This window comes from Paenibacillus sp. FSL R5-0810, assembly GCF_038002285.1.
Lineage (GTDB): Bacteria > Bacillota > Bacilli > Paenibacillales > Paenibacillaceae > Paenibacillus_AQ > Paenibacillus_AQ lactis.
Window position 1 is genome coordinate 898,350 of sequence record NZ_JBBOCF010000001.1, and the last position, 16,440, is coordinate 914,789.

The window sequence follows — 16,440 nt, forward strand, 5'->3', positions numbered from 1 at the left end:
CAGCGAAATCATCGAGAAATAAAGGGCCGCATGGGAAAGTCCATGCGGCCCTATTTTACGCTTATCCGGTGGTTTGTTCTTTAATGCAGATGGTGTTGTACTACTATGGATGGCGAACCCATTTCAACACATTGCCCATTGTCCTTGAATACAGATGATGCTTATCGTTATGCGGATCGATGTGAAAATTTGCCCTCTAAGCTGAGGAACCATCCCTCTGATCTTGACCCTTCGAGTCCGTGGTGTCGCGAGGATTCCAGTTCTCAGCCTGAGGCTCGATATCCTGATGCTTCTTCACCTTGTCTCGCTGCTCCTTGGAATCGTTCTCCGTGTGCTGGTGATTACGCACTTCGTCGCCGGTTGATGATTTCATGGGAATACCTCCTTTAAACGAATATAGTATTACATACCCTGTATAGCAAAAGACAAACAGGGAAGAGTCGCTGGCGGAGGGATTTGATTTTCCGCATACTTGACGTTAACATGTTACAGAGACGAATCGCATGACTAACCGATATCGAGAGGAGATGTCTTCTATGCAACAACAATCACAGCATACATTACTTTTTACAGGCGCCTATGCTGAACCAAATCAGACCGGTATATGCGTATATGCCGTTGACGAAACATCCGGTGAGCTTCGGCTGCTTGATGAAGTCTCCGGGATTAAGAATCCGACATTTCTAAATGTTGATCCGGCGGCCAAGCGGCTGTATGCCATCGGGGAAATATCGGACCAGGGCAACAAAGCAGCCGAGATCGTCACATTCGAGATTCAGCCCGATACCGGCAAGCTGAACGAATTGAACCGAGTCCGCAGTGTCAGCAGCTCTACTTGCCATATTCAACGGGATGAAGGGAGTTCGTATCTGATCATATCCAGCTATCACGGCGGGCTGGTCGGCGTTCATCGGATTAACGAGGATGGCACGGCCGGGGAGCTGCTGGATGAGAAGAAGCACGCCGAGCTCGTCCAAGTCCGGGAGGATCAGCAGCCGAGAGCGCATTCGGCCTTTTACAGTCCGGATGGTCGCTACATATTCGTGCAGGATTTAGGATTGGACAAGATTATGTCTTACACTTTAGACAGCGAGCACGGCCAGCTTCGTTTCCATGGCGAAACCCAGCTTGAGGACGGCGTCGGACCGCGCCATTTGGCCTTCCATCCGGGCGGAGGCTACGCATATGTCATTAATGAATTGAACTCCAGCGTAACGACACTCCGTTATTCGAGTGAAGATGGCCGTCTGACGCCGCTTGAGACGGTCTCGACGCTGCCATCCGATTTCAAAGGGGAAAGCGCCTGTGCCGAAATTGCGATATCCAGCGATGGCCGAACGGTGTATGGATCGAATCGCGGGCATGACAGCATCGTGGTGTTCTCCGTTCACCAGGACAGCGGGCTCCTGAGTCCGGTTCAGTATATTCCAACCGAGGGCGGCCACCCGCGGCATTTCAGCCTGCTGCCGGGCGGGAAGCATCTGGTGGCGGCCAACCGGGACGGCAATAACCTCGTGCTCTTTACGGTAGATCCGGAGGACGGGAAGCTTGCCTTCACCGGTTATACCGTATCCCAATCCAAGCCGGTCTGCGTGAAACCGGCCGTCTTTAACCGATAACAGCAGAAATTGATCGAATTGCACCTCAAATACTTGGGGGATAATACCTGGGATTTTGTTAGATAAGCGCTCTTGCAGGGCAAGGACCTTAAAGGTTCATTGTCTTTGCAGGGGCGCTTTTTTCGTACAGGCAAAACGCTACGCTGGCCTTAACCGGCTCCTCGGTTGTCGTTTGACGGGATTCAGAGCTCGCCCCGATTGGTTATGTAATAACATGAACACGTAATTAAGGAGGGTGTGGCAATGTCTACGAATCAACAATTAAAAGGGAAAACGGCAATCGTTACAGGTGCAGGCTCTGGAATCGGCCGTGCTGCAGCCCTTCTGATGGCGGAGCAGGGAGCGAACGTGCTGCTGATCGATATTGATCATGAACGGGTGGAGAAGGTTCGTAAGCAGATTGAGACTGCCGGGGGAGAGGCGATAACCGGCAATTGCGATATTTCAAAAGCGGAGACGCTTAAGGACTGCTTCCAGCAAGCGGCGGAGAAATGGGGCGGCATCGATATCGTTTTTGCCAATGCGGGCATTAACGGTACGAAAGCTCCGATTGAGACCATGGAGCTGGACGAGTGGGATACAACGATCAATACGAACCTGAGGGGAACGTTTGCGACGGTGAAATACTCGATTCCTTATTTGAAGGAGAAGGGCGGAAGCATCATCATTACGAGCTCGATTAACGGCAACCGGGTCTTTACAGGCTTCGGATTTTCCGCTTACAGCACGACCAAGGCCGGGCAGGTAGCCTTCATGAAGATGGCAGCGCTGGAGCTGGCCCGTTATAAAATTCGCGTGAACGCGATTTGTCCGGGAGCCATTGCAACCAATATCGATTCCAGCACTATTGCCAAGCCGGAGCTTGAGGAAGTGACCATTCCGATCGAATACCCGGAAGGGGATCAGCCTTTGGCGAACGGCCCCGGCCAGCCGGAGCAGGTCGCACGTCTGGTCGCATTTCTGGCATCCGACGACGCCTCGCATATTACCGGAACCGAAATTTATATTGATGGAGCCGAGTCTCTGATCCACTGATTGACTGACCAACTTTTCTTAAGCAGGGCATTGGTGATTGAGCTTCTGTGTCCTTTGGATGGAGAGTGAGCATAAAGTTTGTGGGATAGATGTCTGACATTTCGAAACGGCATCAACTGTTGAGGATGAGCTTCGTCGATGGAACTACGGGCTAATTTGACAATATGGCCCCAATTGTCGCATAATAAATAGATATATTGTCAAATAGAATAGTGGTGATATCGATGGGAATCGTCATCGTGGAAGTGTGCGACAGCAACTTGATGAGCGCTTTGGAGCTCGAGCACCTGGAGGAGCTGTATCCCGAGATCGCCGTGCTGCGTGCAGATTGCATGAATCTGTGCGGGCTATGCAAGCTGCGCCCTTACGCGCTGGTCAATGGCAAGCGTGTATTTGCAGCCACGACGGAGGAGTGCATCGAGAAGATTAAGGCAGCCATCGAAGCTGAGTTGGCCATCTACAATGAGATTTAAAGCATCCTAAGCGATGCTTCGTTATATGATATATTCAAAAAGGGCATGTCGCTCATTCCAAGCGACATGCCCTTTTCTTATAAATACGGGAACTTTAGGAAGCGTGATGGCTTGCAGCAACAATCTCTTCGCATTCTGCGGAGCAGCAGCTATTATGAAGCTCTTCGCACTCCTCGCAGCAAATATGCTGCAAATGGCATGCATCGTTGTCGCAGTTGATGTAACGGTCCTCAGGCTTGCCGCAGTGATGGCATTTCCCGACGACGATATCTTCATCGGTGCGGTTGATCGGAACTGAAATGCGCTCATCAAAGACGTAGCATTTTCCATCGAACAGCCGGCCTTGAACTTCAGGATCCTTCCCATACGTTACGATTCCGCCGTCCAGCTGGGCAACGTCTTGGAATCCTTCCTTCAGCATGAAGCCTGTCAGCTTCTCACAGCGGATGCCGCCAGTGCAGTACGTCAGGATGGTTTTATCCTTATGCTCGGACAGATTCTCCCGAATCCATTCCGGAAACTCCCGGAAAGACTGCACATCCGGACGAATGGCGTTGCGGAAGTGACCGATATCATACTCGTAATCATTGCGGCCGTCGATGACGATGACATCCTCTCGTTGAAGGTACTCGAAGAATTCCTTCGGCGACAGGCGCTTGCCGCTGATGACGTTCGGATCCAGCTCATCCTCGACACGGAAGGTCACGAGTTCCTTACGATGACGAACGAACATTTTTTTGAACGCGTGCCCTTCGGAAGGGTCGACCTTAAACACCATATCGGCGAACAGCGGGTTGGCGTGCATATCACGCATATACTGCTCGGTCTGTTCAATCGTACCGGACACGGTACCGTTGATGCCTTCGGCTGCTACCAGGATACGGCCCTTGAGGCCCAGCTCTTTGCAGTACTGCAGATGCTCATCCTTGAAGGCTTCCGGATCCGGGATCGGCACGAATTTATAATAAAGCAAAATTTGATATTGCTGTGAATCAGTCATGTTTTATCACCTGTTCTGTTGATAGTGTTAGCCAAAAGCATACTTATAGAATTGTAGTTGATTTCTGACCACTTAGTCAACTTAAATGTATAGAAAGTTTGCCATGAAATGTGAATTTTAGGGTTTCATGAACGCTGCAAAGCGGTTATGATGAAGGAGCAGGAATGCGAACACTTTCATTAATTGGAGGCGTGAACAGCATGGTACATATCGAACAAAATGCGCTCGTATTGTTTCAAGGCGACAATATTACCGATTGTGGTCGGAATTATGAGGAGCCTAGCAGTTTGGGGCAAGGATATGCACTGATGGCTGCGGCCCGGTTGAGCATGGAGCAGCCTCAGAAGCGATTGCGGTTTGTAAATCGCGGCATCAGCGGAAACCGGGTTGTTGATCTTCGGGGACGATGGGAGGAAGATTGTATACGGCTCGATCCGACTTGGGTTTCGATTCTTGTCGGCATCAACGAGACGGGCAGGAGATACAGGCAGGGAGAGCCTACTTCGCTCGAAGCTTATTATGAAGGCTATAGGGAGCTGCTGTTTCAGACCCGCGAGCATACCGGCGCCAGATTGATTCTTATGGAACCGTTTCTGCTGCCCGTCACGGAGGATAAGAAGGAGTGGCGCGAGGATCTGGATCCGAAGATTGCGGCGGTGCGTGAGCTGTCGCGTGAGTTTGAGACGCTGTATGTGCCGTTAGACGGTATTTTCGCTGCAGCAAGCTCCACAATCGAGATGACCTATTGGGCCGAAGACGGCGTGCATCCAACTCCCGCAGGTCATGCGCTGATTGCTCAGTCCTGGCTCGCTGCGATTCAGGGACGTTCGATGTTATAAGGCTGTTTACCCACTTCGAATATAAAGGCATTGTTTATGATACAACGTCCCCGGAGAATAGCGCTCCGGGGACGTTTCATTCTTTCGACAGCAGATGCCCCGAGAGTAAAGAAAATCCTGATTGACGAATGTGTTTGGATACCTTTACAATGGTTCATAATAGACCGTTGTTCAATTGGTGCGTCCTATTTTTTTACTTTAATGCTTTCGTCAATAAAAGCGGCGATGCGTTGTCGCTTTGTGTCGAAGCTTAGATGACGAAAACGAACGGGTCATTCATGAGAGAGGGGATTCATTAGATGAAGAGAAAAATGTGGGTATCACTTGCATTGTCGGCGCTGCTCGTGACGGCAGTCGGCTGCGGGGACAAGCAGGAAGGCGGAAGTACGGCGACAGGAAGCGGCGGCGATGCCGAGAAAAAATCTTACAGCATCGCGATCTCGCAATATGTGGAGCATCCGTCCTTAGACGCAACTCGGGAAGGAATTCTGGCAGCGCTTAAGGATGCCGGAATTTCGGAAGAGGATAACACGCTGAAGCTTGACTATAACAATGCTCAGAACGATTCAACGAACAACCATACCATCGCTCAGAAGCTGAAGGATTCGAAAGCGGATTTGGTTGTGGCGATTGCTACGCCATCCGCGCAAGCCGTGGCAAACGAAGTGAAGGAGAAGCCGGTCCTGTTTGCAGCGGTTACCGACCCGCTGGATGCGAAGCTGGTCAGCGACCTGCAGAAGCCGGGAGGCAACATTACCGGAGCTTCGGACACGAATCCTGAGGCGACAAAGCAGCTGATGAATTTTGTTAGCACGCATTTCCCTAATGTGAAGAAGATTGGTTTGATCATCGATGAAGGGGAAGCGAATGCCGTTGTAATGGCGAAAACAGCGGAAGAGGTGCTTGCCGAGCATGGAATCGAATTGGTGAAGGCTTCGGTCACCAATACATCGGAAGTGAAGCAGGCTGCCGAATCTCTCGTCGGTAAGGTGGATGCATTCTATATTACGCTCGATAACCGGGTTGTAAGCGGTGTGGACACGATTATCCAAACCGCCCAACAGAATAAAATTCCGTTCTTCTCCAGTGACCGCGACACGGTGGAGAAGGGGGCTTTTGCTACCGTTGGCTTCAAGTATTATGACCATGGATATCAGGTTGGTCAGATGGCGGTAGAGATTTTGAAGAACGGCAAGAAGCCGGCTGACATGGAAATCACGAAGCCCGACAAGCTGGATCTGATTCTGAACGTGAAGGCTGCGGCGGACTACGGCATCGAGGTTACGGACGCCATGAAGCAGGAAGTCAAAGACCCTGACAACAACATCATTGAGTAATTGTAAGGCGCGGAGTCTTGAGCCCGCGCCTTCCTTAATCATAAAGGAGGTCAAGACATGTTGGAATTCCTGATGAGATTGGATGGTCCGATTGAATTAGGTCTGTTGTATGCGCTGATGGCACTTGGCGTTTATATTACGTTCCGCATTTTGGATTTTCCGGATCTTACGGTGGATGGAAGCTTTACCATGGGGGGCGCGATCGCAGCCGTACTGATTACAAACGGCACCAACCCTTGGCTCGCAACGTTGGTTGCGATTGCCGGCGGGATGGCCGCGGGGGTATGTACAGGCCTCCTTCATACGAAGGGCAAGATTAACGGATTGCTGTCCGGGATTATTATGATGATTGCTCTTTATTCCATTAATATGCGGATTATGGGTAAGCCGAACATCTCGCTCAGCCAGGAGGATATCGTGTTCGGCTCCATCGATCCGATTTATGTCATGCTTGTTATTGTGATTATCGTGAAGCTATTGCTGGATGCGTTCTTCCGCACGGATCTCGGTCTTGCCCTGCGGGCAACGGGGGACAACAAACGCATGATCCGCAGCTTCGGCGCGAACACCGATACAACCACGATTCTTGGGCTCAGCATTTCCAACGGCCTGGTTGCCTTTTCGGGAGCCGTCGTTGCCCAGCAGTCCAGCTTTGCGGATATCAGCTCGGGGATCGGGATGATTGTAATCGGTCTGGCATCAGTAATTATTGGTGAAGCGATCCTCGGGAAGGGCTCCGTATTCCGTACGACACTTGCGGTGGTATGCGGTTCGATTATTTACCGGATCGTCGTTGCGGCTGCCTACGAAATCCCTTGGCTTGAAGCTTCTGACCTGAAGCTGATTACCGCGGTTATCGTAATTGTCGCGCTTGTGCTGCCGACCGTGCAGCGGTCGATGAGGCAGCGCACGCAGGCGAAGAAGCGTTCGACCGAGCTGCTGACCGCTCAAGGCAAGTCGGAAGGAGGTGCCTTCTAATGCTGCAGATGAATCATGTATCCAAGCTTTTTAACCCCGGAACGGTGGATGAGAAGGTCGCTCTCATGGATGTGAACCTTCATCTAAAGCCCGGCGATTTCGTTACGGTCATTGGAAGCAACGGTGCAGGCAAATCCACATTAATGAACATCATTTCCGGTGTGCTGAGGCCGGACGCGGGCGAGGTCCGGATTGACGGCAACGACATCGGCCACCTGCCCGAATTCCGCCGCAGCCGCTGGATCGGCCGCGTGTTCCAGGATCCGATGGCAGGCACGGCACCGCATATGACGATTGAAGAGAACCTGGCGATGGCATTAAAGCGAGGGAAATCCCGCGGACTTGGCATCGGGGTATCTGCATCGAAGCGAACGGCGTTCCGTCAGCATTTGGAGCGGCTGGGCATCGGCCTGGAAAATCGACTTCGCGCGAAGGTAGGCATGCTCTCGGGCGGTGAACGCCAAGCGCTCAGCCTTCTGATGGCGACGTTCACGGAGCCGCAAATTCTGCTGCTTGACGAGCATACGGCGGCGCTGGACCCGGCCCGCGCGGAGCTGATCACGCGCATTACCGACGAAATCGTTCGGGATATGAACCTGACGACACTCATGGTGACGCATAATATGGAGCAAGCGATCCGCCTCGGTAATCGCCTCATTATGATGGATAAGGGCCGAATTATTCTCGATGTGGACGAGCAGCGCAAGCAATCGCTGACCGTTGAGCAGTTGCTCGGCGAATTCGAGCAGATCAGCGGCCACAAGCTGGCGGATGACCGGCTTGTGCTGGGTTAATTGTAAGCAAGTTTTACAGAGTTCGGGCTTGTCCCCGGATATTTCAATATAGAATGCAGGCGTTTTTCGGTCATGCCGGGAAACGCCTGTTCTCTTTTTTGATAGGGGAACCTCCAGGAAATACTTGAATCTTTAAATATTTTCTCTTATTTTCGAAACCAAATGTCAAATAATGACGTAAATAAGTATTGACCGGTGTAATATTAATCAATATGATAGCTATATACAGCAATATCCTAATATTTGGTTGCAACCCCGGAGGTGGTGTTAGCTTGGAGAAATTAACCACGATTCGCGAACAGTTAGAAGAGCATTTGCGCAAGCATGGGATGACAATAAACCGGTTTGCAGATTTATCGGGGGTGAACAGCGGCACGCTCAGCAACATCCTGAACGGGAACCGACCAATTTCGATGCAGCAGCTGGACCGGATCACGTCCGGGATGGGACTTCCCGATGGTTATTTCTACGATCTGTACATAGATGAATGTATTTTTCATGCCACGCCCGATTGGCGGCGGCTGGGCCCCTTCCTTCTTCGCTGTGCCGAGCTGGACAAGCTGGATTGTCTGGACCGTGCGATCCGGATGACGATGGATAACGTCGCGTATGCCCCGATGCTGTTCGACATGGCGGAGACATTGTTTCAAGAAGGGAAGAATGAGGCAGCCGCCATTTTATATCAATGCGTTGCCGAGAGCGAGAAGTTCCAGCATTCCGAACGGCTGGCTCTTTGCCAGTACCGGCTTTTTATGCTCAGCTTGTCGGAGGACCAGGAGGCGAATCTGCAAGCGGCCGTGTCTTTTGAGCCGTATATTGATCGGTTGGATGAAGGTTATCAGTTGGATGCTTATGTGAAGTTAATAAATGTGAACTTATCATTGAATCGTTGGAATAAAGTTAAAAACTTAGCGGAGAAAATGTTGCAACAGGCAATGGTTCTGTATAAGTATAATAAGTCCTCAAGTCCAACAAAAACAAAAGAACATAAGAAACCTCTTGTCTTTTATATTCTGTACGCTTATCTTTCTATTGAAAATTATTATAGTGAAGAAATGGATTTTGAAAAAGCATTACACTACGTATCTTTGTATCATGAACCTGACTGGATTATTGAGAAAAATGAAGAAGAACGGGAAATCTTGGAACAATTTAAGGAGTGGGCGGTAGCTAATCGTTACTTATATCGATTAATGGCTGGAGATGTTGACGTTTTACCAGAGTATGTGGATTATGTTGCTGAGAGAGAAAGTGAAATTTTTACAGCAGTTTGCAATATTATGATTGTTGCCAATCTACATAAATTAGATGTTGATCACATTCTGGATAGATTTGGTAATTACTTGACGTATAAGGAGCAAAAATATCACATTGCTAAGGCTAGTAATCAAGTGACTTTAAGCCGTTTCACAAAATTGTTATCAGAGTTGGGCATATATTATTTAAACTCAAGCAGGTTTGAGAAAGGGATTGAATATATCCTAGAGAGTCTAAAAAGTTGTATTGCAATAAATAGCAGTAATGGTATGCTTAGATGTATGGGAATATTTGAGCAATTTCGTCATTTAGCAACAGATGAAGCCCAGCGACAATATAAAAATCTTGTAAGTGAGGTGCAAAAACTAAATGATAAAAAAATTGGTTTGTCTATTAGCTATTTGTAGCGCCTTGGTTATTACAATGACCCCTTCTAGTACAACGTATGCTTATGCCGATAACAGTGAGATAATGACTCTTCAAGCAGGACATGGAAGTGGGGCGGAGACGTAAGAAGCAAAAAGAAACACTTTCGATTTATGAAAGTGTTTTTTTTCTGTGAAATATTCACTGGAAAAGTATGTTTATATATGGACACATTGAGGATAATCTATGAATAATACTTCTTAGTACTATCAATTTACTTTTATTTGTTTAACCACTGGGGGTGTTGTTGCTTGAAAACGACAGCCACGATTCGCAGTGAAATCGATAAATTTCTACATCATCATCGTTTAACTATTAATCAATTTGCAAGGCTTTCAGGCGTGAATAGCGGGACATTAAGCAGTATTCTTAATGGCCATCGCCCTATGTCTATGCAGCAGTTGGACAAGATTACGCATTGTATGGGGTTGGAAGATGGGGATTTTTACGACATGTATATCGATGAGGTTATATTTCATTTAACACCTGACTGGCGTCGGTTGGGCCCGTTTCTGCAACGCTGCGCTCAGTTAGGTAAGCTTGATTCCCTGGATAAAGCCGCCCGAATGGTAATGGATAATGTCTCTTATGCACCCATGCTATTTGAGTTGGCAGAATCGTTTTATCATTCAGGAAGAAACGAAGCATCAATGCTGCTATATGAATGTGTGGCCGAGAGTGAGAAGTCCCAACATTCTGAACGCTTGGCTCTTTGCCAATACCGAATATTCACACTCAAATTAAGTGATGACCAGGAGAAAAATTTACAGGCTGCAGTGCAATTTGAACCCTATATAGATAAATTGGACGAACGCTATCAACTTGATGCATACAAGAATCTATTAAATACCTATTCGGCATTGCATCGATGGGGAGAAGTTGAGCGTTTAAGCAGGAGAATGAGACAAGCAGCTAAAATGCTTTATTCTGAGAACAGGAATGCACATCAGGTGCAAGATTATCCCAATAAGCCGGTCATTTTTTATATTTTATATTCTTATCTTATGGAATCCCATACTTACAAAGAGCGAGGAAAATTTGATAAAGCATTGGAATTGATATCGTATTATGAAAAACCAGATTGGTTGGATAATCTAAGTCAAGAAGAGCTTATTATTACGGATCAGTTTTCCGAGTGGGCTAAAGCGAATAGATACTTGTATCGATTACTAAGTGGGCAGGCTGACAGTCTGAACGTGTACGTAGAGTTTATAAGCTCAAATGAAGACGAGATATTTCCTGCTCTTACTCATATTATGATAGCTGCTAATCGCCATCATCTTCAAGTGGATCATATTTTGGAGCGTTTTAAAGAGTATATTGCTTACCAACCGCGAAAAAGCAGGATCGGCACCGTTGATGAGCAAGTAAACATTAATAACTATACCCGTTTGTTGGCAGAGCTCGGTATCTATTATTTAAATGCTAAGCGGTACGAGACAGGCTTAGCATACATCGTGGACAGTCTGGAGTATTCTATTCGGATACGCAGCGAAAAAGGAATGCTGAGATGTATGGGGCTGTTCGAGCAGTTCCGCCCATTTGCCTCGCCCGAGAACCAGCAACGATATCAGGAGTTAATCAACGAAGTACAGAAATTATCGGTGTATGCCTGGATACCCGTATTATAGTCAACCTGTTTAAAAGCTAAGGGAAGGGGAATAAATCAATTAAAATGTAACTCAATCTATCCGTGTCTATACCTTACTATTAGCCTGGGGTATATTAAATAATAGAATGTAATGTATATTTTGGGTGGAGCTTGGGGGTGTTGTTGCGTGAAAACGACAGCCACGATTCGCGGAGAGATTGAACGTTTTATTGAGAAGCACAGAATGACGATCAACCAGTTTGCCAAAGCTGCAGGTATAAATAGTGGAACGTTGAGCAGCATTATAAATGGTCGTCGGCCATTATCAATGAAGCAGTTAGACCAGATTACCTCAGTCATGGGATTGGAAGAGGGCTATTTCTATGAAATGTACATCGAAGAATGCATCTTCCATTCTACGCCGGATTGGCGTCGGTTAGGACCGTTTCTGTACCGTTGCGCGGAGCTTGATAGATTGGATTGTCTTGATACGGCCGTCCGAATGACTTTGGATAATACCACCTATTTGCCGATGCTATATGAATTAGCCGAAACGTTTGTGCAGGAAGCAAAATATAAAGCAGCTCTGTTGTTGTATGAATGCGTGGCCGAGAGTGAAAAATATCAGCATTCTGAACGTTTAGCACTATGTCATTATAGACTATTTAAACATCGCATTGAGAACAATCAGGAGTCAAATGGGCGAGCAGTTGTTCTCTTTGAACCTTACATAGAACGTTTAAATGAAGTGGATCAGTTGGATGCGTATTTACATGTCATCAATGTAAGTCTTCCTCTCGATCGATGGGATAGTATACGAAATCTCGCGGAGAGGATGGGGAAAAAGGCTCGTATTCAGTATGATAATGGCAACTATTTGGATACGGATTCGGGTAAACCCAATCAGCCAATCATTTTTTATGTTCTGTACTATTATTTGGTCTTAGAAAACTATTATGCCCAATTAGAAGATTATGAACGCGCTCTAGATTATGTATCGCTATATGACTTCCCAGACTGGATTGTTAATCCTTCCGAAGCAGAACGCAAAATTTTAAATCAATTCCACGAGTGGGCCATTGCTAATCGTTATTTGTACAGGCTATTAAGCGGTGACCGGGAAGTGCTGCCTGAATACATTGAGTATGTCTCGACAAGAGAGGACGAAATCTTCACGGCGATTTGCAATATTGTATTGGCTGCCAACCGCCATAAATTAAATATCGATCATGTAATAGAGCGATTTAAGGATTACCTCGTTTATAAATCGCAGCGGAACGTCATTGCTCCTGTAAATGAGCAGGTGACTCTAAATAACTACACGCGTCTCCTCGCCGAACTAGGCATCTATTACCTGAATGCCAAGCAGTACGATCGTGGGTTAGCCTACATCGTGGACAGTTTCGAGTATGCGATTCGGATTCGAAGCGATAAGGGCATGCTAAGATGCATGGGGCTATTTGAGCAGTTCCGTTCATTTGCATCGTCCGAGATCCAGCAGCGCTACCAGGAGTTAATCACCGAAGTACAAAAGTTATCGGTTTATGCCTGGATGCCGGTCGTATAGTTGGTATGAAGATTTTATATAGAGCATAGACAGCAGGCGCAATTCACCAATTGTGCTGGATTTTTTTATAGATATGGGATAAAGGGGGGGATGATTATGAAGGGCAAAAAGCTGATGCTAACTCTAGAAGTTCTATTTGTTACTGCCTACGTATTATTCGGAGTATGGATTGCTCATGATACGAAAATTATTCTGGAAAAGGCAATGAGCGGTGACCTTGCTTATTCGCATTATATGAACCAAACGGCCTTCCAAACGATAAATCCAATCGAACGTGGATTGACGGCAAGTCATTTTGAATTCGATAAAGAATTACATGAAGTGGGGGTAATTTTACCGCTGCATTTCTTTTTCATTTCGAAAGTCTTTGTAACTCAGCAATATGAAAATGCTCATTTTGGTTTCAAGGAACCCGTCCGTTTGGATCTAAAGCTAACTTCGGGGGAATGGTATGCAACGAATGCTCACATCCGTCCTTAATCTTTATTGACGCTACGAAAATCTTGCCAATCAAGCTTTCTCATTTGCATTACTATTGATTTCAAATATACTAGCAGCGTCGGATAACAGTGAGTTGGTCAGGTTCTGGGGGTGTTTTTGCTTGAAAGCGACGACTACGATTCGTGGAGAGATTGAACATTTTATTAAGGAGCGCGGATTAACGATCAACCAGTTTGCCAGGGCAACAGGAATAAACAGCGGAACATTAAGCAGCATTATAAATGGTCGTCGTCCACTATCCGTGAAGCAGTTAGACCAAATTACTTCAGTCATGGGGTTGGAAGAGGGGCATTTTTTTGAAAGATACATCGAAGAATGCATCTTCCACTCTACGCCAGATTGGCGCCGCTTAGGCCCGTTTCTGTACCGTTGCATGGAGCTTGATAAATTAGACTGTCTTGATACGGCTGTCCGAATGACGCTGGATAACACCACCTATTTGCCCATGCTATATGAGCTGGCGGAAACGTTTGTGCAGGAAGCAAAATATAAAGCAGCACTGTTGCTGTATGAATGCGTTGCTGAGAGCGAAAAATATCAGCATTCCGAACGTTTAGCCTTATGTCATTACAGACTATTTAAACATCGCATTGAGAACAATCACGAATCAAATGGGCGAGCAATCGTACTCTTTGGATCTTACTTAGAACGTTTAAATGAAGCGGATCAGTTGGATGCGTATGTACAAGTCATCAATGTAAGTCTTCCTCTCGATCGATGGGATAGTATACGAAATCTCGCGGAGAGGATGGGGAAAAAGGCTCGAATTCAATACGATAACGGTAACTATCTGGATACAGATTCGGGTAAACCCAATCAGCCAATCATTTTTTATGTGCTGTACTCCTACTTGGTTTTAGAAAATTATTATACTCAATCAGGTGATTATGAACGCGCCTTACAACATGTGTCGCATTATGACCTCCCAGACTGGATCGTTAATCCGTCTGAAGAAGAACGAAAAATTATTAATCAATTCCATGAGTGGGCGGTTGCTAATCGTTACTTGAACAGGCTATTGAGCGGGGATCGAGAAGTGCTGCCTGAATACGTTGAGTATATCTCAAAAAGAGAAGATGAAATCTTCACGTCGATTTGCAATATTGTACTGGCTGCCAACCGTCATAAGATACCAATTAATCATGTTCTGGAGCGATTTAAGGATTTCCTTGTTTATAGATCACAGAGAAATAATATCTCTACAATTAATGAACAGGTGACTCTTAATAGATACACCCGCCTATTAGCCGAACTAGGCATCTATTACCTGAATGCCGAGCAGTACGATCGCGGGTTAGCCTACATCGTGGACAGTTTCGAGTATTCGATTCGGATTAGAAGCGATAAGGGGATGCTAAGATGCATGGGGCTATTTGAGCAGTTCCGTTCATTTGCATCGCCTGAGATCCAGCAGCGCTATCAGGAGCTGATAAATGAGGTTCAGAAATTATCGGTTTATGCCTGGATGCCGGTCGTGTAACCCGTGTAAAAATGACTTGGAACCTTGCTCTTCATTCATTGTGACAGACGGGCTGCCCATCCGATGGATGCAGAAGTTTGTTATGATCGGTAGCCGAAAGGAAGGGTTTGTGATAAAATCGGATAAGTTTATTTTTACATATCGTTGGAGTGAGGAGTCTTATCATGTCTACTACATCATTGGTCGAAAAGAACTCCGTGTCCTCAGGACGCCGCTGGTTGATTTTTGCAGGCATTATTCTGATTGCAATTAACCTCCGTGCAGCGATCACGTCCGTAGGGCCGTTAATCGGCATCATCCGGGATGATACCGGGATTTCGAATACATTGGCCGGCATGCTGACCACGCTGCCGCTGCTGGCGTTTGCGCTGCTGTCTCCGATGGCGCCGGCTATGGCTAGAAAATGGGGATTGGAGAGAACCCTGCTCCTGAGCATGGTGCTGCTCATGTTCGGCATCGGAATCCGCTCTTTATCCTCACCGGTTACATTGCTGCTCGGCACTGCCTTTCTCGGTATGGCCATAGCGGTGGGGAATGTGCTGCTGCCTAGCCTGGTCAAACGCGATTTCCCGCGTCAGATCGGATTGATGACCGGTACCTATTCGGCATCCATGAACCTGCTGGCCGCCGTAGCATCCGGTGTCAGCATCCCGCTTGCTACCCAGGCCGGACTCGGATGGCAAGGCGCCTTGCTGGTATGGGGAATCCTGGCGGTGATCGCTACAGCGGTGTGGGTCATCGAATGGCGAAGCAGTGACCGGAAGGCAGAGATTCGTTCCGAACAGGGGAAAGCACCGAATGTGCTGCGTTCTTCGCTGACTTGGTATGTCACCTTTTTCATGGGATTGCAGTCGTTTACGTTTTATGTTAACGTCTCCTGGATGCCGGAAATTTTGCGAAGCCAAGGCATGGATTACAGCGGTGCCGGGTGGATGCTCTCGATTCTTCAGTTCGTCAGCATACCGTTCTCATTCATTATTCCGGTACTGGCCGGCCGCAACCCGAATCAGCGCTTGCTGGTCTCGATTTCGGCGATTTGCATGCTGGCGGGGTATCTCGGCTTATTGTTCGGATTAACGTCGTTGAATGTGCTGTGGGTGATACTGGTCGGTATTTCGGGCGGTGCGAACTTCAGCCTGTCGCTCATGTTCTTCACCCTCCGCACCCGAACCGCTCAGGAGGCGGCTGCCCTGTCGGGCGTGGCCCAGTCCCTTGGTTATTTGCTCGCAGCGGTCGGGCCGATGCTCATCGGCTTCCTGCATGATATGACCACCGGCTGGAAGGTGCCGCTTATGATTTTATCCGCCGTTGTTGTTCTTCTGTTCTTGTTTGGAATGGGCGCCGCCAAGCCGGGATACCTGAAGGTGCGGGGAGATCAGGAATAGATCGGAATCGATTGGGTTTGGTGCGAAAAAGTTAGATTTTTCTGTGCACATGTAAAACGAGACTTCAGGAGTAAAAAGCTTCACGACAAAGCATGTTCATCTGCTCCATTATGATCCCTCGCAAAGAATAGGTCAGCCAGATATGTCTGGCTGACCTA

15 protein-coding genes are annotated in these 16,440 nt (G+C 47.5%); 13 read left to right on the forward strand and 2 right to left on the reverse strand.

The genetic code is table 11. The features are described 5' to 3' along the window. Positions 1 to 196: 196 nt before the first annotated feature. On the reverse strand, positions 197 to 373 hold the full coding sequence (locus tag MKX76_RS04180) for a hypothetical protein (RefSeq protein ID WP_341033047.1): 177 nt from the start codon (positions 371 to 373) through the stop codon (positions 197 to 199). A gap of 163 nt (positions 374 to 536) precedes the next feature. Between MKX76_RS04180 and MKX76_RS04185 the strand changes: the two genes are divergently transcribed. The 3 genes from MKX76_RS04185 (at position 537) to MKX76_RS04195 (ending at position 3,127) form a co-directional block, all read left to right on the forward strand. Next, positions 537 to 1,619, forward strand: coding sequence for a lactonase family protein (locus tag MKX76_RS04185; protein WP_007128592.1), 1,083 nt, complete (start codon positions 537 to 539; stop codon positions 1,617 to 1,619). A gap of 243 nt (positions 1,620 to 1,862) precedes the next feature. After that, positions 1,863 to 2,654, forward strand: coding sequence for an SDR family oxidoreductase (locus tag MKX76_RS04190; protein WP_007128591.1), 792 nt, complete (start codon positions 1,863 to 1,865; stop codon positions 2,652 to 2,654). Between the two features lie 224 nt (positions 2,655 to 2,878). Further along, a complete protein-coding gene (locus tag MKX76_RS04195; RefSeq protein WP_028406770.1) occupies positions 2,879 to 3,127 on the forward strand; it encodes a DUF1450 domain-containing protein in 249 nt (82 codons plus the stop codon). A 94-nt stretch (positions 3,128 to 3,221) separates the two neighbouring features. Here MKX76_RS04195 and trhO read toward each other — a convergent pair whose 3' ends face one another. Next, positions 3,222 to 4,127 carry an oxygen-dependent tRNA uridine(34) hydroxylase TrhO gene (gene trhO, locus MKX76_RS04200; RefSeq protein ID WP_007128589.1) on the reverse strand — a complete coding sequence of 302 codons (906 nt, stop codon included), beginning with the start codon at positions 4,125 to 4,127 and terminating at the stop codon, positions 3,222 to 3,224. Between the two features lie 200 nt (positions 4,128 to 4,327). Between trhO and MKX76_RS04205 the strand changes: the two genes are divergently transcribed. The 10 genes from MKX76_RS04205 (at position 4,328) to MKX76_RS04250 (ending at position 16,282) form a co-directional block, all read left to right on the forward strand. Next, positions 4,328 to 4,966 (forward strand): SGNH/GDSL hydrolase family protein, encoded by a 639-nt coding sequence (locus MKX76_RS04205; protein ID WP_007128588.1) that lies wholly within the window; start codon positions 4,328 to 4,330, stop codon positions 4,964 to 4,966. Positions 4,967 to 5,265: 299 nt separating this feature from the next. Continuing rightward, positions 5,266 to 6,303, forward strand: a complete 1,038-nt coding sequence (locus tag MKX76_RS04210; protein ID WP_007128587.1) for an ABC transporter substrate-binding protein — start codon at positions 5,266 to 5,268, stop codon at positions 6,301 to 6,303. A 57-nt stretch (positions 6,304 to 6,360) separates the two neighbouring features. Then, positions 6,361 to 7,281 (forward strand): ABC transporter permease, encoded by a 921-nt coding sequence (locus MKX76_RS04215; protein WP_007128586.1) that lies wholly within the window; start codon positions 6,361 to 6,363, stop codon positions 7,279 to 7,281. Then, a complete protein-coding gene (locus MKX76_RS04220) occupies positions 7,281 to 8,075 on the forward strand; it encodes an ABC transporter ATP-binding protein (protein WP_007128585.1) in 795 nt (264 codons plus the stop codon). The genes MKX76_RS04215 and MKX76_RS04220 overlap by 1 nt, the downstream gene beginning before the upstream one ends. A gap of 272 nt (positions 8,076 to 8,347) precedes the next feature. Next, positions 8,348 to 9,739 (forward strand): helix-turn-helix domain-containing protein, encoded by a 1,392-nt coding sequence (locus MKX76_RS04225; protein ID WP_341033048.1) that lies wholly within the window; start codon positions 8,348 to 8,350, stop codon positions 9,737 to 9,739. Positions 9,740 to 10,009: 270 nt separating this feature from the next. Next, the gene (locus MKX76_RS04230; protein ID WP_341033049.1) at positions 10,010 to 11,389 is read left to right on the forward strand and encodes a helix-turn-helix domain-containing protein; all 1,380 of its coding nucleotides are present in this window, start codon (positions 10,010 to 10,012) and stop codon (positions 11,387 to 11,389) included. Between the two features lie 147 nt (positions 11,390 to 11,536). After that, the gene (locus tag MKX76_RS04235; RefSeq protein WP_341033050.1) at positions 11,537 to 12,916 is read left to right on the forward strand and encodes a helix-turn-helix domain-containing protein; all 1,380 of its coding nucleotides are present in this window, start codon (positions 11,537 to 11,539) and stop codon (positions 12,914 to 12,916) included. Between the two features lie 96 nt (positions 12,917 to 13,012). Continuing rightward, positions 13,013 to 13,396, forward strand: a complete 384-nt coding sequence (locus tag MKX76_RS04240) for a hypothetical protein (RefSeq protein WP_341033051.1) — start codon at positions 13,013 to 13,015, stop codon at positions 13,394 to 13,396. A 121-nt stretch (positions 13,397 to 13,517) separates the two neighbouring features. After that, positions 13,518 to 14,897 (forward strand): helix-turn-helix transcriptional regulator, encoded by a 1,380-nt coding sequence (locus MKX76_RS04245; RefSeq protein WP_341033052.1) that lies wholly within the window; start codon positions 13,518 to 13,520, stop codon positions 14,895 to 14,897. 164 nt (positions 14,898 to 15,061) lie between these two features. After that, positions 15,062 to 16,282, forward strand: coding sequence for a CynX/NimT family MFS transporter (locus tag MKX76_RS04250; protein ID WP_341033053.1), 1,221 nt, complete (start codon positions 15,062 to 15,064; stop codon positions 16,280 to 16,282). The last annotated feature ends 158 nt before the right edge of the window (positions 16,283 to 16,440 follow it).

Excerpts from the sequence above, each read along its gene's own strand:
- MKX76_RS04180 (WP_341033047.1), bottom strand. The coding sequence starts at position 373 with ATGAAATCATCAACCGGCGACGAAGTGCGTAATCACCAGCACACGGAG.
- MKX76_RS04185 (WP_007128592.1), top strand. The coding sequence starts at position 537 with ATGCAACAACAATCACAGCATACATTACTTTTTACAGGCGCCTATGCT.
- MKX76_RS04190 (WP_007128591.1), top strand. The coding sequence starts at position 1,863 with ATGTCTACGAATCAACAATTAAAAGGGAAAACGGCAATCGTTACAGGT.
- MKX76_RS04195 (WP_028406770.1), top strand. The coding sequence starts at position 2,879 with ATGGGAATCGTCATCGTGGAAGTGTGCGACAGCAACTTGATGAGCGCT.
- trhO (WP_007128589.1), bottom strand. The coding sequence starts at position 4,127 with ATGACTGATTCACAGCAATATCAAATTTTGCTTTATTATAAATTCGTG.
- MKX76_RS04205 (WP_007128588.1), top strand. The coding sequence starts at position 4,328 with ATGGTACATATCGAACAAAATGCGCTCGTATTGTTTCAAGGCGACAAT.
- MKX76_RS04210 (WP_007128587.1), top strand. The coding sequence starts at position 5,266 with ATGAAGAGAAAAATGTGGGTATCACTTGCATTGTCGGCGCTGCTCGTG.
- MKX76_RS04215 (WP_007128586.1), top strand. The coding sequence starts at position 6,361 with ATGTTGGAATTCCTGATGAGATTGGATGGTCCGATTGAATTAGGTCTG.
- MKX76_RS04220 (WP_007128585.1), top strand. The coding sequence starts at position 7,281 with ATGCTGCAGATGAATCATGTATCCAAGCTTTTTAACCCCGGAACGGTG.
- MKX76_RS04240 (WP_341033051.1), top strand. The coding sequence starts at position 13,013 with ATGAAGGGCAAAAAGCTGATGCTAACTCTAGAAGTTCTATTTGTTACT.
- MKX76_RS04250 (WP_341033053.1), top strand. The coding sequence starts at position 15,062 with ATGTCTACTACATCATTGGTCGAAAAGAACTCCGTGTCCTCAGGACGC.